16 protein-coding genes and 2 tRNA genes are annotated in these 15,227 nt (G+C 49.0%); 10 read left to right on the top strand and 8 right to left on the bottom strand.

Annotated features, from left to right (window positions below; genetic code table 11):
• The first annotated feature begins 278 nt into the window (after window positions 1–278).
• Entirely contained in the window at window positions 279–719 is a 441-nt protein-coding gene (locus tag J7439_RS17310; RefSeq protein WP_101748265.1) for an H-NS family histone-like protein, read from the top strand.
• Between the two features lie 122 nt (window positions 720–841).
• Here the strand turns inward: J7439_RS17310 and phoR are convergent, their stop codons facing one another.
• The 3 genes from phoR to ubiA all read right to left on the bottom strand — a co-directional run bounded on the left by phoR (window position 842) and on the right by ubiA (window position 4,114).
• The gene (gene phoR, locus J7439_RS17305) at window positions 842–2,170 is read right to left on the bottom strand and encodes a phosphate regulon sensor histidine kinase PhoR (protein WP_209203210.1); all 1,329 of its coding nucleotides are present in this window, start codon (window positions 2,168–2,170) and stop codon (window positions 842–844) included.
• A 115-nt stretch (window positions 2,171–2,285) separates the two neighbouring features.
• A complete protein-coding gene (gene phoB / locus J7439_RS17300) occupies window positions 2,286–2,975 on the bottom strand; it encodes a phosphate regulon transcriptional regulator PhoB (RefSeq protein WP_209203209.1) in 690 nt (229 codons plus the stop codon).
• Window positions 2,976–3,205: 230 nt separating this feature from the next.
• Window positions 3,206–4,114 (bottom strand): 4-hydroxybenzoate octaprenyltransferase, encoded by a 909-nt coding sequence (gene ubiA, locus J7439_RS17295; RefSeq protein WP_209203208.1) that lies wholly within the window; start codon window positions 4,112–4,114, stop codon window positions 3,206–3,208.
• Window positions 4,115–4,273: 159 nt separating this feature from the next.
• On the opposite strand from ubiA, the gene J7439_RS17290 reads away from it, so the two are divergent.
• The 3 genes from J7439_RS17290 (at window position 4,274) to J7439_RS17280 (ending at window position 7,228) form a co-directional block, all read left to right on the top strand.
• Window positions 4,274–5,086, top strand: coding sequence for a DUF3050 domain-containing protein (locus J7439_RS17290; protein ID WP_209203207.1), 813 nt, complete (start codon window positions 4,274–4,276; stop codon window positions 5,084–5,086).
• A gap of 190 nt (window positions 5,087–5,276) precedes the next feature.
• Window positions 5,277–6,305, top strand: a complete 1,029-nt coding sequence (locus tag J7439_RS17285) for an ankyrin repeat domain-containing protein (protein WP_209203206.1) — start codon at window positions 5,277–5,279, stop codon at window positions 6,303–6,305.
• 32 nt (window positions 6,306–6,337) lie between these two features.
• Window positions 6,338–7,228 carry an ankyrin repeat domain-containing protein gene (locus J7439_RS17280; protein ID WP_209203205.1) on the top strand — a complete coding sequence of 297 codons (891 nt, stop codon included), beginning with the start codon at window positions 6,338–6,340 and terminating at the stop codon, window positions 7,226–7,228.
• 43 nt (window positions 7,229–7,271) lie between these two features.
• On the opposite strand, the gene J7439_RS17275 is transcribed toward J7439_RS17280, so the two are convergent.
• From J7439_RS17275 to J7439_RS17255, 5 genes are all read right to left on the bottom strand, one after another.
• Window positions 7,272–7,901, bottom strand: coding sequence for a chorismate--pyruvate lyase family protein (locus J7439_RS17275; protein ID WP_209203204.1), 630 nt, complete (start codon window positions 7,899–7,901; stop codon window positions 7,272–7,274).
• 7 nt (window positions 7,902–7,908) lie between these two features.
• Window positions 7,909–8,994 carry a BMP family ABC transporter substrate-binding protein gene (locus J7439_RS17270; protein WP_209203203.1) on the bottom strand — a complete coding sequence of 362 codons (1,086 nt, stop codon included), beginning with the start codon at window positions 8,992–8,994 and terminating at the stop codon, window positions 7,909–7,911.
• Between the two features lie 85 nt (window positions 8,995–9,079).
• A complete protein-coding gene (locus J7439_RS17265) occupies window positions 9,080–10,006 on the bottom strand; it encodes an ABC transporter permease (RefSeq protein WP_209203202.1) in 927 nt (308 codons plus the stop codon).
• Entirely contained in the window at window positions 10,006–11,106 is a 1,101-nt protein-coding gene (locus J7439_RS17260) for an ABC transporter permease (protein WP_209203201.1), read from the bottom strand. Before J7439_RS17260 ends, J7439_RS17265 begins: the two co-directional genes overlap by 1 nt.
• A complete protein-coding gene (locus tag J7439_RS17255; protein WP_209203200.1) occupies window positions 11,106–12,788 on the bottom strand; it encodes an ABC transporter ATP-binding protein in 1,683 nt (560 codons plus the stop codon). Before J7439_RS17255 ends, J7439_RS17260 begins: the two co-directional genes overlap by 1 nt.
• A gap of 367 nt (window positions 12,789–13,155) precedes the next feature.
• Between J7439_RS17255 and J7439_RS17250 the strand changes: the two genes are divergently transcribed.
• From J7439_RS17250 to J7439_RS17225, 6 genes are all read left to right on the top strand, one after another.
• Entirely contained in the window at window positions 13,156–13,323 is a 168-nt protein-coding gene (locus J7439_RS17250) for a rubredoxin (RefSeq protein ID WP_101748276.1), read from the top strand.
• Between the two features lie 202 nt (window positions 13,324–13,525).
• Window positions 13,526–13,798 carry an HU family DNA-binding protein gene (locus J7439_RS17245; RefSeq protein WP_209203199.1) on the top strand — a complete coding sequence of 91 codons (273 nt, stop codon included), beginning with the start codon at window positions 13,526–13,528 and terminating at the stop codon, window positions 13,796–13,798.
• A 217-nt stretch (window positions 13,799–14,015) separates the two neighbouring features.
• The gene (locus tag J7439_RS17240) at window positions 14,016–14,339 is read left to right on the top strand and encodes a helicase (protein ID WP_209203198.1); all 324 of its coding nucleotides are present in this window, start codon (window positions 14,016–14,018) and stop codon (window positions 14,337–14,339) included.
• Window positions 14,340–14,467: 128 nt separating this feature from the next.
• The gene (locus J7439_RS17235; protein WP_209203197.1) at window positions 14,468–14,650 is read left to right on the top strand and encodes a hypothetical protein; all 183 of its coding nucleotides are present in this window, start codon (window positions 14,468–14,470) and stop codon (window positions 14,648–14,650) included.
• Between the two features lie 82 nt (window positions 14,651–14,732).
• Window positions 14,733–14,819 (top strand) — tRNA-Leu (locus J7439_RS17230).
• 33 nt (window positions 14,820–14,852) lie between these two features.
• A tRNA-Leu gene (locus J7439_RS17225) sits at window positions 14,853–14,939 on the top strand.
• Window positions 14,940–15,227: the final 288 nt, after the last annotated feature.

The following is a 15,227-nucleotide window of genomic DNA, read 5'->3' as shown; positions in this document are numbered from 1 at the left end:
AGCTTTTCTTTTCCTTTGTGCTCTTTGTGTGTTTTGTGATTCCCATTCAACATGATCCATATCGGAGTTATACAACTTATTCCTTCTGATCAAAAAAACAACCTGCCTGATTTCGGATTAATAACCTGACAGTTTTTACTATCAGTGATTCACATTATTTTTAAAATTTATATAATGGTACTTCCATCTAAAAAAATCTTGCTGTATAAAGTTCATCGAATTGAACATCTTTATTCCTAAGTAGGAAGTTCTATCAAGACCAAGGAGTCGTAGAGTAAATGAATATTTTTGAAGAAGTTCTGCATCGCCTCAGCAGCAAAACCCGTATTCGCTCACTGTTTAAAGATGTACACGCGGAAGATCTGGAGCGTATCATTTCCCGTCTGAACGATGTGCTGACTGAGAAGCAGGAAGCTCGTGCCAAAGACGAAGAAAAGCGTAAGAAGAAGCAGGAAAGCATTGAAGCCATCAAGCAGATTATGGCTGACCGTGGTGTTTCCATGAATGATCTGGGTCTGGGTAATCTGGAACCGGAAGAGACAGTACAGAAGCGTCGCAGAAATATTCAAAAGTACACTTTTGAATACGAGAACGAAGCGGGTGAGCGCATTAAGTGGGAAGGTGCCACTACTGGCCGTCTGCCACGTGATTTCCAGGCGTACCTGGAGCGCACTGGCAAGAAGCGTCTGGACTGCGCTCTGGAACAGATCGAAGAGTAAGTTTTATTTGCTCTGAATAAAAAAAGGGTCTTGCAGACCCTTTTTTTATTTTCATGAGTTTGTTTTGGCAAATACGGCGTTAATATCACCATTTACCGGAAAGATCGTGTTCAACCGGTCTGCTATACGTTGACGACGTTGGCTTGCTTGATTCTCGACAAGGGAAAGTGACAAATAAAACGGCTACCTTTTCCCGGATGGCTACTGATACTGATACGACCTTCATGCCTTAATAAAACATGTTTTACAATCGCCAGTCCAAGACCTGTGCCCCCTGTCGCATGACTGCGGCTTTTATCCACCCGGTAAAAACGTTCAGTCAGTCTTGGGATGTGAACAGGGTCAATGCCAACACCATTGTCCTGAACCATCAGGTGTCCACCTTCCTTATCCTGCCACCACTTCACCTGCACCTTTCCTCCAGACGGGGTATAGCGGATAGCGTTATAAACCAGGTTAGAAAAGGCACTGCGCAGCTCCACGGCATCCCCCGTTAATAAGGCATCATCGTCGCATTCAAGTTGTAACTGGTGCTGATTTTCACCGCTCAATGCTTTGGCGTCGTTAACGATACCGGCAAGCAGAGAATTAAGCGTCACTGATTGACTTATTCTTTCGGGTTCCGTTGCTTCAAGCCGTGAAAGTAACAAAAGATCCTCAATCAGTCGCTGCATTCTGGTTGCCTGCTCCTGCATTTGACCAAGGGCACGATTAAAGATGGGCGGTGTATCCGGATTCATTGCCATACCATCACTCATGGTCTCCAGATAACCGGAAATCACGGTTAGAGGTGTTCTCAATTCATGGGAAACATTGGCAACAAAATCGGTTCTCATGATTTCAAGCTGATGCAACCGGCTGACATCCCTGACCAACAGAAGTCGATTGCCCTGCCCATAAACGGTAATGGCTATTTGAAGCTGCCGACTCTCATGCACCGGTGAATCGATCTTAATGGGCTCTTTGCCGTGGCTATTGTCCATATAGCGGGCAAATTTTGGATTTCTGACCAGGTTTGTCAGGAGCTGTCCCTGGTCATCGGGCATTTGCAGGCCCAGTAACTCTCCGGCGGCACGGTTCCACCACTCAAGGGAACCATTCTGGTCGGCCATGACGATTCCGTCGTTTAATGCTGCCGTTGATTCCTGTATGCGTTCTATCACGCTGGAAAGTCGCTGTTTTGAGCGGTTGTGTTTGCGCTGAATTCTATAAATACCGTCAAAGATCTCACCCCATACGCCGGTGCTTTCCGGAGGATCCAGCTCTTTATGGGCCGCCTTTTCAAGCCATATCAGCAATCGGTGCAGTTGCTGGTGGCTCCAGAGAAGGTAGAACAATGTGGCAAGAAAAAGCCCCAGAAAAATCCGGTCAGCCAGCCAGCCGACCAGTAGCCCGATGGCAAGTATTGACACTATTCTACCGGTAAACCAGGATCGGACAGAGGTGGTCACAGGCAGTTCCGCAGTTTGTTGAGCTTATGGTGATTGATCCTGACCATCATTCTTATGTCATCAGGCGGTGATGAGGAAAACGTCACTGAAGCCATTTTCATTGAATTCCAGCATTCTACGCTTTAGTGGAAAAACGGTAGCCAGTACCTCTGACGGTTTGAATGTAATTCTCATAGCCACTGCCCAGCGCTTTTCTCAGGCGGCGAATATGGACATCCACCGTTCTCTCTTCAACGTACACATTGCCACCCCAGACCTGGTCAAGCAACTGCCCACGGGAATAGGCTCGCTCCTGATGAGTCAGGAAGAACTGCAGCAGCCGGTATTCCGTTGGCCCCATTTCGGCAGGGTTGCCATCAATACTGACCCGGTGGCTGACAGGGTCCAGTTCCAGCCCTTTGACGACGATAGCCGACTGTTCGTCCATTCCATGAGTTCTGCGCAGTACGGCCTTAAGTCGGGCAGCGAGCTCGCGGGGAGAGAAAGGCTTGGTGATGTAATCATCCGCACCGGTTTCCAGCCCCTGGATTTTATGGTCTTCTTCCCCTTTGGCGGTCAACATAATGATCGGAATTTCTGCTGTCAGCTGGTCACGCTTTAGTCGTCTGGCCAGTTCGATACCCGAGATGTCCGGTAGCATCCAGTCCAGAAGGATCAAATCGGGTCGGTTATCCACCACCAGTGAGTGCGCCTGTCTTGCATCGGCTGCTTCCAGGCACTGATAACCAGCCATTTCCAGCGCCATAGCCACCATTTCCCTGATGGGTGCTTCATCATCCACAATTAGAATTGTTTTGCCAGACATGAGAATACCCCGGGGTTGAATGAGAGAAGATTGCTTTGGTAACCGTTTATCTTTATGACAGGTATTACAGCGAGGGAATGTTACAGAAAAATGACGTTGAGGAAAATTTGATGGACTTTTTGCTGGCTGTCCAACCCATGAGCTGCTGTTTTCCTGTCGTTGAAGTGATAAAGGGAAGGTGAAGGTTGAGCACTTTCTGCTCAACCTTCAAATTCAGGTGTTTCAGCCGGTCACCACAGAGAACAGGCCAGACCGAGAAATATGGCGGCACCAACCCAATGATTAGAAAGAAAGGCTTTAAAACAAGGGTCCCTTTCACGGTTGCGGGTTAACCATTGCTGGTGGGTAAAACCTGCGGCTGCTGCAACAAGGCTGGCATAGAATGGCCAGGCTAATTCCAGCTGTAACCCCAGCATCACCAGGGCTATCAGGGTAAACGTCTGAAAACAGGCAATAATCAGATTATCCATTTCGCCAAATAAAATGGCGGTGGACTTAATGCCGATCTGCAGATCATCGTCTCTGTCCACCATGGCATACTGGGTATCGTAGGCGACAGTCCATAACAGATTGGCGATAAACAACAGCCATGTCTGGGTGGTCAACGTGTCGGCCTCAGCGGCAAATGCCATGGGGATGGACCAGCCAAATGCGGCACCCAATACCACCTGCGGCAGATAAGTGTGTCGTTTGGCAAAAGGGTAGGCTGAGGCGAGTAGCAGGGCGGCAAAGGAGAGATAGATGGTCAGGGCATTGGTGGTCAATACCAGCAGAAAGGCCACGAAAAACAGGCTGGCGGCGTATATCAGGGCTTCTTTCGGGGTTATCTTTCCGGTCACCAACGGACGTTGCCGGGTTCGTTTTACATGACCATCAAAATGTCGGTCAGCATAATCATTAACCACGCAGCCAGCGCTGCGGGTCAGCACCACCCCAAGAATGAAAACCACCAGATTACCAACAGAGGGTATGCCTTCGGCCGCGAGCCAGAGCGCCCAGAGTGTTGGCCATAGCAGTAGATAAATGCCGATGGGGCGATCAAGGCGAGCCAGTTGAATAAAGTCTTTCCAGCGTGGTACGTGCTGATCCAGCAGCTCTGCACATTTATCAGCGCCTGTTATCGATTGTATAAATTTCATCTGCGCCCTTGGCGTTCTGTGTTTTGGAAATATAGTCAGGGCCTTCCAGCCGACACATGTTTTGCCGATAAAAAAATGATCAGCCAGGCTGCCATGTGTCCAATGTCTATGTAGTCTTGTCGGCCTGCCAGAGCAAATTGCTTATCGCGGGAGACTATCATGTTTACAGAAGACTTACGCCCTCTTCAAGAACAACTTTTCCATCACTCCATCTACCAGAAAATTACCAGTGTGGAGACGTTGTCGGCCTTTATGGAAGCTCATGTCTTTGCTGTATGGGATTTTATGTCGCTGGCGAAAAGATTGCAGCTTGAGTTTACTTCCATGCCGCTACCCTGGGTGCCAGTTACGGATGCCCCGTCTGCCCGCTTCATTAATGAAATTATTCTCTATGAAGAGACGGATAAGGATCTTCATGGCACGCCCATGAGTCACTTGGAAATGTATCTCGCAGCCATGGGTGAAGTATCTGCAGACACCAGCAAAATCCAGCAGGTAATCTATAGCATCAGGACCGGTGTTCCCTGGCAGCAGGCCCTGGTGGTTGCTGAGGTACCGGAATACATTCAGGCATTTGTTGCGGATACCATGAAGGTAGCCCAGTATGGCTCGTTACCGGAAGTGGCCAGTTATTTTCTTTTCGGACGTGAAGATGCCATTCCGCAGATGTTTTCTTCCCTTTTGAATCATTGGGAAATCCCCCCGGAGTCCGTCCCTGCCATGACCTACTATCTTAAGAGACATATCGACCTTGATGGGAATGAACATGGCCCGGCAGCAGAGAACCTGCTGAAACAGTGCATTAACGGGGACAAAACGGCAGAAATATCTGCAGTTGCCAAGGCGAAAGAGTCTATTTCAGCACGAATAAAATTTTGGGATGGTCTAGAGAAGCAATTAGACGAGGTCACCTCTGAAGAGGGGCAGGGGGCTGTTCATAAAGCAGAGACTAGACTTCCCGGTTTTATTTGAGACATTGCGTTTTTTCAATTCAAGAAGGAACTTTGGCTGATAATTACTGTCAGAGTATTCATATGTGATGGTTTCTGAGGTTTCCAGGAAAGTTCTAGTCCGAAATTTGTATATTCCAGTCAAAATAATATTTACGGGATTATAAACAAGTTTTTGTTCAGACACCTTCTTCATCACATTACAAATGCTCATGATCGACTCTGCCGGGCATTTGTATTCGATAAAAATAACCATTGATGGAGATTTTAAAATGCAGGCAACAAATACTTACCCTCCTCAGCTACCGAAATATGATAAATCTTCTGATGCAGATTTAAATAAACAAACTAAAAGTGATCAACGTTTTGCGGATTCCATTGTTGCAATTACCGAAATTCCGCGACAAATCGCAACACAAAGCTGTGCTCCGACATCTCCCACTACTCCCATTGCTGGCATATCCTGCAAGGTTATCAATTCAGGTGACGCTGCCTCAATCGCTGGCAGGAATGCCTCCGAATCACTGAAGAGGCCATTCATTAACGATTCAGACGATGAATCGACACTGTGTGAATTGATGAAAAGAGAGTCTATTAACTCCTCTGCAGACCGCACCGAACAGGGCAGTTCTATAAAAACGCTGTTAACGGCGATTACCGACACTGATACTTCCAACGCCAAAAGATTAATATCCGAACACGGTGCCACTAAACTTTCCGGGTGTCGATGCTCGTTTTCCTTTGAAGGTACAACTTACCTTGACATCACGCCTTTTGCTCTTGCGTGCAGACTTGGCAAGTTGGATTTGGTCAAGGAGCTATACGTCAATCCGGAACAACTAAACCAGACATTTGATACCACAAACGAAGGTGTTGGACAAACATCACTCATGTTAACTACTGTGAGCGGGAATTTTGACTTGATCAGGCAATTATTAATGTGGGGAGCTGAACCTCAATCTCTTGATAAAGATGGCAATGTGGTTGATGAAATGGGTGAAGTTCTTAACCAGGGAGATACACGTGAAAAAATCAGAAATTTAGTAATAGAATATTATAAAGAAAATGACCTGATATCTTGTAAAGATTCCCCTATCCGCCTTGGTTACAATGAATTCACTGATGAGGATGGTATAGGTTGTATGAATAATGAGGAGTTTGCTTATTTAAATCCTGACTACAACAAACTTCAAGAAGGTTCCCATAAGCTCGGCCTGTTCGCCAGGTTATTCTCCAAATAAAGCGACTGTAGAATTTACTGATACTCTTCAACATGCTTACATCTGAAATTAGCTATCAGCCATCAGATTTTGGTGGTACGACCGTTAAGGCTTCTTCTCAAAAACCGCAGGATCATGTGGCACAAAGAGAAGGTAAAGGCTCTGGCAATAAAGCTTACTTTGGTATATTCAAGGTCAACACAGCACTCCTTGAACATCTTTATCTGCAACGATTTTATTTATACGAAGGTGACCAAATACCGTTTGTCAGTCAGATGCACGAACGGCGCTGTATGCCGGTACTCAATGAGCAGTTATTGGACAATCTGGTGAAGGCGCTTATAGACGCTGTAAACAACAATGATACCTCCAGGGCTGAAAGGCTGATATCCATATACTGTGCCAAAGAACTGGCCAGGTACCGATGCTCATTTTCTTTCGAAGATAAAACTTACCCTGATATCACCCCTTTTGCCCTTGCCTGCAGATTCGGTCAGTTGGCGTTAGCCAAGGGGCTTTATGCCAACCAGGAACAAGTAAACCAGGCATTTCACTGCGAAAACGGGACTCATGGACGTACTGCGCTCATGTTGGTGGTTATGTACGGGCATATAGACGTAGTGAAGCAATTATTAGGGTGGGGAGCTGACACTGAAATTCTTGATGACCATGGCATGGTGGTGGATGAAATTAATTTAGCTTTTAACGAGGGAGCTAAACAGGCCCTTATCAGCAATTTATTAAGGGAATATCGTGAACAAAGAAATTATGAACAATTTAAAAAACCCGATTTTTGTACCTGTTTCATTAAAGGAGTGCCTGGAATGGGGCTTTATGTAAATCCTGAATCCATAGACAATTTTCTTGATAATATCCTTAATCCAGATAAGTTTATTTACGTAAACTGCAAGTTAAAGCCCCGGCCTGGTAGCGTTTGCTCTTAGGGCATTAGCAGCGAAAAATTTACCGGCTTACTGGAATACCCCTTCACATGCTTCGGGGAGGTAAACATGCGCTATTCTCAGACAGCCTCTCTGAGCTCTCACATTCCGGCAAAAAAACCTCACAAACAGAAATAGGTTTCTCCCGCAAATAAAACAGGGATCGTCTGGCCCAGGCGATTTCTGCGGTAAATTCCACATCAAGGTGTGCGTTAAATTCACTGGCTTTTATATCGGCGACTTCAATCGGTCCACGGCGCAGGCCGGGCTGACTGAAAATGTATTCACCTAATGGCCGGTCTCCCAGTTCCAGAAGTATTTTATTCTCACCGGACAGACTGGACTCCGGTAACACACTGCGGGCAAAAACCACCGGTTGACCTGAACCAAACAGCAGGACTTCTCTTATACTGGCACGCTGATCATCGCAATGAAGAAAGGCTTTCTCTGATGCATCCGGCTCCTGCCAATCATGGGAGATGACCCGGACAAAAAAATCGTTGTTGTGTGCCTGCTTCAGCCGTCGGGTCAACGAATGTTGATCCAGTATCATGTCACGCAGTGCGCTGGGTATCGCTTTGGCATCTTGGGCGGGTTGCCAGTTCATGTCAGCAAAGGGCATCGGCAGTACATCCTGCCCGGAGCCAAACCGATGACTCCGGGATCTGTCAATCAAGTGAGGATCAGTTAGGCAAAGAGCCTTCAACACCCTCCACATACCAGTTCATGGACAGAATATCACCATCGTTAAGCTTTGTACCCTCTGAAACTTTAATGGAACCATCCTGTGCCTTGATGGGGCCTTCAAAAATGGTAAAGGTGCCATCGGCAATCTGTGCCTTGAAGGCTTCAACCTGGGCCACGACGGTTTCAGGAATGGCTTTGTTATAAGGGGCCATTTCAACCATACCTGCGGAGAAGCCACCCCATACATCTTCTGCCTTCCACTGCTTATCCAGTACCGCTTTGGCGGTGTCGGTATAGAAGCCACCCCAGTGAACCATGCTGCCGGTCAGGTGGGCATCGGGACCAAAACGTGTCATGTCCGTATCATAGCCAAAGGCATACACCCCTTTGTCCTGGGCGGCCTGCACCGGAGCGGGAGAGTCGGTGTGCTGGTTGATGATGTCGGCACCCTGGGCAATCAGTGACTCAGCCGCTTCACGCTCTTTGGCTGGGTCGTACCAGCTGTTGATCCAGACCACTTTCACGGTGGCATCCGGGTTGACACTGCGCAGGCCGAGGGTAAAGGCATTGATCCCCTGAACCACTTCAGGAATCGGGAATGAACCCACATAGCCAATCACATTGTTCTTGGTCATGTGTCCGGCAATAACGCCCGTCAGGTAACGGCCTTCATAGAAGCGGGCAGAGTAGGTACCAACATTCTTGCCACGCTTGTAACCCGTGGCGTGCTGGAACTTAACGTTGGGAAATTGCCTGGCCACTTTCAGTGTTGGGTTCATGTAGCCAAACGAGGTGGTAAAGATCAGGTCGTGTCCCTGTTGTGCCAGTTTACGGATGACACGCTCGGCATCGGCACCTTCAGAGACACTCTCAACATAAGTGGTTTCGATATTCTTGCCCAGCTTCTCAACCATCTCCAGTCGGCCTTCATCATGACCATAGGTCCAGCCGGCATCACCCACCGGGCCGACATAGACAAAGCCCACTTTCAGCGGCTTTTCAACCGCCGACGAGAGTGTCGACAGGGTCATCAATCCGGCCGTTGCCACACAGACGAGGGCCTTTTTAATCAGGGATTTCATGGGATGATCAACTCCTTACAGGTCTGTTTTATCGTTAGAATAATGGCCCGGGTTCCCTGTCAGGCCAGAGTGAAAACGTCAATGACTACCCCGCCGGATGGTAGGGTTTGCCAAGGGACATTGGTGCCAGCAACCGGCTTCTGGACTGGTTGCTTGATAGCAGTACCAGCACCACAATCGTTGCCAGATAAGGCAGGGTCGCCAGCAGATTGGATGAGATGGAGGCACCCATCCCCTGCAGTACCAGATGCATAATGCTTGCCAAACCAAACAGCCAGGCCCCCAGTAATACCCGCTCTACCTTCCAGCTGGCAAATACCACCAGGGCCAGGGCAATCCAGCCGCGCCCTGCAGTCATGCCTTCCGCCCACAGTGGCGTATAAGCCAGTGACAGATAAGCGCCCCCGAGGCCAGCCATGGCACCACCAAACAGCAAGGCCAGCCACCGGGTCATTATCACCGGTAAGCCTACGGCCGTGGCTGAATATGGGCTTTCCCCGATGGCTTTCACCATCAGGCCGGGACGGCTGAAGCGGAAGAACAGCCAGATAGCCAACGCGATACCCAAAGAGCAGTAAACCAGAATGTCCTGACTGAACAGGGCTTTGCCCAGAATTGGTATGTCTGATAACAGCGGGATCAACATTGGCTGGAAGCCTGCCAGTGCCTGACCGATGTAGTCAGTGCCCACATAAGCGCTCAGGCCTGCACCAAAAATGGTCAGGGCCAGGCCGGTGGCCACCTGATTGGCCCGTAACTGGATCGCCAGCAGGCCAAACAACATAGCCATGGCCATGCCAACCAGCAGGCTCATTATCACCCCGAAGATCAGGCTGCCTGTGGTGAGTGCGGCAATAAAGCCGATCACCGCGCCCATCAGCATCATGCCCTCCTGCCCCAGGTTGAGCACACCGCTCTTTTCACAGACCAGTTCCCCCAGGGCGACCAGCAGCAGTGGCGTGCCGGTTCGAACCATGGCAAACAGAATGTTAGTAATCAGGTCCATATCCATTAGCCGTTGACTCCTGCATGATGTCCGTGAGCCGGGGGTTGATGAGCAGAGATTTTCAAGCGGTAACTGATCAGAAAGTCACAGGCCAGCAGGAAGAACAGCAACATCCCCTGAAACAGGCTGCCCATGGCCAGAGGCAGGCCAAGATCAATCTGACCCATCTCGCCCCCCATATAAACCAGCGCCATCAGCAGGCTGGCCAGTAAAATACCAATAGGGTGCAGGCGACCAAGAAAGGCAACAATAATAGCGGCATAACCGTAGCCGGGGGAGACCGATGGCACCAGCTGACCAATCGGGCCACTGACTTCCGAGATACCGGCAAGCCCGGCCAAAGCACCGCACAGCAACAGACTGAAATACACCAGTCGGCGCTCACGGAAACCGGCAAAGTGCCCGGCACTGGCATCCAGACCAATGACCTTCAGCTGAAAGCCCAGAAAGGTCCTGGTCATCAAGACCCAGATGCACACCCCGGCCAGCAGTCCGAAGGCCAGGCCAATATGCAGGCGGCTTCCCTCCAGCAACAGTGGCAGCGTAACCGCATTGGTAAATAGAGCGGATTCCGGGAAGTTAAAACCATGGGGATCTTTCAGGGGGCCGTGCACGGCATACAGCAGCAGATTCAGGGCAATATAGTTCAACATAATGGTGGTGAGGATTTCATTGGTATTGAAATGATTCCTCAGCACCGCAGGGATCAATGCCCAGAGCAAACCGGCCACAGTACCGGTTATCAGTACAGCGGGGAGTACCCAGACGCCTTCTGAATCCATCCAGCTCAGGGCGGCCCAGCTGCCCATTAGAGCCCCCATCAGTAACTGTCCTTCCGCGCCGATGTTCCAGATATTGGCTCTAAAGCACACCGCCAGACCCATGGCACAGAGCAGTATCGGGGCGGCTTTGACACCCAGCTCGGACAGGCCATAGCTATCGCTGACGGGCAGAATGAAGAAGGTATATAAGCCGGTCCATGGGTCCTGCCCCTGCAAGGCAAAAATCACACTCCCGGCCATCAAGGTGAGCAACACCGCCAGAACGGGGGATAGATATTTCATCAGGCTGGAGTCTTGTGGCCGTCTTTCAATGGCAATCTTCATCAGGGGGTATACTCCTTTGCCTGTCTGTCAGGTTCCATTGCCATCGGTGCTGAGGCTGATTTTTCCGGATGATCAAATACACCGGCCATCCACTGACCCACTTCGTTAATGGAGGTTTCCCTGACCGGTTTCACCGGCGACAGTTTGCCGTGGCAGAGTGCACCAATTCGGTCCGAAATCTGGAACAGCTCATCCAGGTCTTCAGAAAGCACGACGATGGCCGTGCCCTTGTCCCGCAGAGCAATCAGGGACTGATGGATCAGGTTGGCGGCACCAACATCAACGCCCCAGGTAGGGCTGGCACAGATTAGCAGTTTGGGATCTTGTAAAATTTCCCGGCCAATGATGAACTTCTGCAGATTACCGCCGGAAAGGCTTTTGGCATCCGCTGAGTTGCCGTGGGCTTTTACCCGAAAGCGGCTGATAACGTTGTTGGCAAATCCGTGAATTCGTCGCTGTCTTAAAAAACCCCCGGACACAAGGTTTTGTAAAAAGCCGGTGAGCAGGCCATTTTCTGACAGCGACATATCAGGCACCGCTCCGCGACCAAGGCGTTCTTCCGGCACTACGGCCATGCCCAGGCGTCGTCGTTTACCGGGAGTTAACTGGCCAATGGCCTGGTTATCCAGCGTGATAAAGTCGGGTGAAGTAGCCAGTCTCTCCCCACTGAGCAGTTGAATTAATTCTCTCTGGCCATTGCCAGCAACACCGGCGATGCCAAGAATCTCCCCGGGTTTTACCGAAAAATGGATGTCGTGCAATGGAGCGCCAAACTCACCCATTGCCGCTTCCGTCAGCCCTGTGACGGCGAGGCGTTTATCTTCATTCTTACTGGTGGAAAAACTGTAGCGCTGACCCAGTGTCGTCTGGCTGCCCACCATCATACTGGCCATATCCTCAGTGCTGGTGGTTTTAGGGTCACAGGTTCCGGCAATTTTTCCGTGTCTCAGCACTGTGGCGCTATCACACAGGGCTTTAACTTCCTGAAGCTTGTGGCTGATAAACAGCAGACTGCAGCCTTCAGCGGCCAGCTTTTTCAAGGTGACAAACAAGCTGCTGACTTCCTGTGGTGTCAGCACCGAGGTGGGCTCATCCAGAATCAAAAGACTAATGTCTTGTACCAGACAGCGAATGATCTCAACCCGCTGGCGTTCTCCGGTGGATAAACTGTGCACATGGCGATGAGGATCAATGGGCATGCCGTAATGGCTGGAGATTTCCTCGATGCGTCGGGCTAGATCCTTCAGTTGGCCTGCTGCTCTTTTATCCATCGCCTTCCCGTAAAAAGAGAGTGCAATGTTTTCCACCACGGTTAAGGTTTCAAACAATGAGAAGTGCTGGAATACCATGCCGATGCCAAGGCGTCTTGCATGGGCTGGAGATTTAAGGGTGTGCTGCTGGCCATCAAACCAGATACTTCCGCTGTCTGGCTGCGTCACACCATAGAGAATTTTCATCAAGGTGCTTTTGCCTGCACCATTTTCGCCCAGCAGCGCATGGATTTCACCGGGTTGGATGGCAAGGCTGACCTGGTCATTGGCAACAACCCCGGGATAGACTTTGGTGATTCCTGCACAGCGAATACGGTAGCAGCGGTCTCCACCGCTGCGGTTGTCAAAAACAGCGCCTTTACTGTCCAGGCGGTGTGACCGGCTGGATTCCGGCTGGTGACTTGCGGGCATGATGATCTCTGATGACGTATATTTATTCTTCTTGGTGAATCCGTTTATCACTGGAGTCTGTTTGATACAGCGCTTTTTTGATTTTTTTTGCTAAACATAATGTTGCTGGATCTCACGGTTTGCACAGTTTAATCGCTCGTAGGCAGTGCTCTGTTCAGAGCAGAAATGCAACAGCCAATAATGCAAAACTCAGGATGGGCATTTTGCCAGAAGATCACAGTTTTTTACTACCAGAAAAGATTTATGCTGGCAGTTGCAGTGTGAATCTTTGTTTATGGATTTACCTGTTGAGCATTTGGGGTGTTTTTAAATGCACAAAACGTGCCAGAAATAAACAACGATTGGCATGTATGAACCGGAGAGAATGATGAAAAAGTGGCAGTGTATCGTCTGTGGTTTTGTTTATGATGAGTCTGTCGGTTGGCCTGATGATGGCATACCTGCCGGAACTGCCTGGGAGGATGTTCCGGAGGACTGGCTCTGTCCGGATTGTGGAGCCAGCAAATCTGATTTTGAGATGATGGAAGTCAGTTAATTGATCGAAAAACCCGGATTTCTGACAAAAATCTTACAAACAGTTGGTCCAGACTATTGCCCTGAGAGCAGCGGTGTTTTAGTCTGTTTTTGTCTGTGAGCCATACACCTGCAGTCAAGAGCTGTTGCAGTCCTTGCTCAGGAAGCAAAAAACCCTTGATTCAAGGGAAGAAACAAGAAAAACAAAACGGAGTGTATTACCTATGCGTAAACCCGATCTGGTCAATGTCATCGCTGACGAAGCGGATATCAGCAAGGACAAGGCTTCTTTGGCGCTTAATGCCATACTTGAAGCCATCACCGGTGCCATGAAATCAGCAGACTCTGTCAACCTTGTTGGCTTTGGTACTTTTGAACAGCGCAGCCGTGCAGCCCGTACCGGTAAAAATCCCCAAACCGGTGAAACCATCCAGATCAAGGCCAGTAAGACGGTGGCTTTCAAGCCGGGCAAAGCCCTGAAAGAAGCCGTAAACTGATAGATCTCCATCTGGCCAGCTGCCATTGATGTGCCAGAGAATGGTAAACCGGCTACAGGTTTTACTATCTTCATAAAAACTGTTTGCACAACCTCTCAGAAAGCATTTTTCCATTGCCAGCTTTTGCAAGTTGCGCCATGGGGAAGTGTTTTCTTTTTAAATAGAGTTCGGGACTGAAGTAGTGAAATTCAAATTGTTGTTATGGGCACTGGGTTTCATGATGAAACGTGCCAGTCGAAAGAAACCCTCATTTCAGAAGACGCTTGAAGGCCAGGACCTGACCTTTCAGCTCAGCAGTAAAGACGGTGTCGCCCGGCACTATATTGTCAAAGACAAACAGGTTTACCCGGTTGCCGGAACCACCACCGAGCCAACATTTGAGCTTTCTTTCTCCAGTGCCACGAAAGGGTTTGAAATCCTGACGGCAAAAAATACCCAGGAAGCCTTTATGCGTGGTGTTCAGGAGCAGAATATCGTGGCAACCGGTGATCTCAGTAAAGTGATGTGGTTTCAAACCATGACCAGAGCCATGAAGGGGTAGTAAATTCTATCCTCTTAACGCCCTGCTATCGGATGCGATGTAAATAACCGATAGCAGGATACGTAGCTTCCATAATCTTTGGTTAATCTGATTTTAAGTGGTTGACAGTCCACCCAGCGATCTCTAATATGCGCCGCATCGCTGAGATGTTGAACAGCGATGGCAAGGCCCAGGTGGCGGAATTGGTAGACGCGCTAGCTTCAGGTGCTGACGTGCCATTAACCGGTTGTCGTCTTGTTTTGGAAGAAATTTATTTCCAGAACAATGGTTTAGGTTTTTTCTTAAGTTATATGACTTTTGTCGTTTCCTAAAAAAATTCCTAAAAAAACCGGCTAAAAACATTTGAGTTTTTAGCGCCAAAGTTGTAAAAAGTTGATCGAAAATTTTGACGATGCCCAGGTGGCGGAATTGGTAGACGCGCTAGCTTCAGGTGCTAGTATCCGAAAGGGTGTGGAAGTTCGAGTCTTCTCCTGGGCACCAAACATCGTTAAAAAGTAGTAAATTGTCGTATATGCCCAGGTGGCGGAATTGGTAGACGCGCTAGCTTCAGGTGCTAGTAACTGTATGGTTGTGGAAGTTCGAGTCTTCTCCTGGGCACCAATTCTCAAAGATATGTCGTGTAATTGACGGCAAAAAAACCGGACTTTTGCCCGGTGATTGAACCTCTCATATCGCTTCCTTTTGATAGCTCTTCCTTGCGATTATCTCGTACCCTGTACTTCCTGGGTTTTCCGGATATAGATTTTCTTTGCTTCCAATGTTTTGGTACGCCCGGCATGGGCATGAACTGATGGGGTGAAAGTCCCCTGTGGGAGAACCTACATTTGACTGGCGGTAAAGACGCCTGCTGATGACAACCACTAGCTTAAGGCAAGTGCAGTCTCGCGA

This window comes from Salinisphaera sp. G21_0 (assembly GCF_017744115.1).
Lineage (GTDB): Bacteria > Pseudomonadota > Gammaproteobacteria > Pseudomonadales > Endozoicomonadaceae > Endozoicomonas.
This window is presented reverse-complemented; position numbering and strand designations above follow the sequence as displayed.